Raw genomic sequence first — 715 nt, 5'->3', positions numbered from 1 at the left:
AACGGCGAGAAGTGGTACACCTCAGGGGCGTCCATTTCTCAGCTGGCACTGGTGATGGCCAAGACCGATCCCGACGCCCCTCGTCATCGGCAATACACCACCTTCTTGGTGGAGCTGCCCAACGCGGGTTTCGATATCGTCCGCAATATCCCTATCATGGGCGAATCCGATATCCCCACCTACCAGGGCGAAATCCAGATGGGCCACGCCGAAGTGCGCATCAACGACCTCGTTGTCCCCCACGAGAACATTCTCGGCGGACTTGGACAGGGCTTTGCCATGGGCCAGCATCGCCTCGGCTACGGCCGGCTGCGGCACGGCATGTGGAGCATCGCGAAAGCCCAAGCAGCGCTTGACATGGCGGCCGCGCGGGCATGTGAAAGAGTCACCTTCGGCAAACGGGTGGCTGATCGTCAGGGAATCCAGTGGATGCTCTCCGACTGCGCCGAGAAGCTTTACGTCACCCGGCTGATGATCCTGCACCTGGCTTACAAGATGGAACGCGGGCTCGACTTGCGGATCGCGAATTCCATCGCCAAGACTTACATTGCCAACATGCTCATCGATGTCGTCGACACGGCGTTGCAGATACACGGGTCCTTGGGCTACACCCACGACCTGCCGTTGGCGGCCTGGCTCTCAGAGGCGAGAATGAGCCGCATCGTCGACGGCCCCGATGAGGTGCACCGGTGGACGGTGGCGCCACGTCGTCAAG

General features: G+C 61.3%; 1 protein-coding gene. It reads left to right on the top strand.

The window, feature by feature from the left end; translation table 11 throughout:
- Positions 1 to 715 (top strand): acyl-CoA dehydrogenase family protein (locus A9X04_RS22360; protein WP_197509300.1); only part of this gene is annotated, 715 nt, incomplete at both ends.

The sequence above is a fragment of the Mycobacterium sp. E3247 genome (genome assembly GCF_001667785.1).
Lineage (GTDB): Bacteria > Actinomycetota > Actinomycetes > Mycobacteriales > Mycobacteriaceae > Mycobacterium.
The sequence above is the reverse complement of the archived record's forward strand: the minus strand, read 5'-3'. Positions and strand labels throughout refer to the sequence as shown.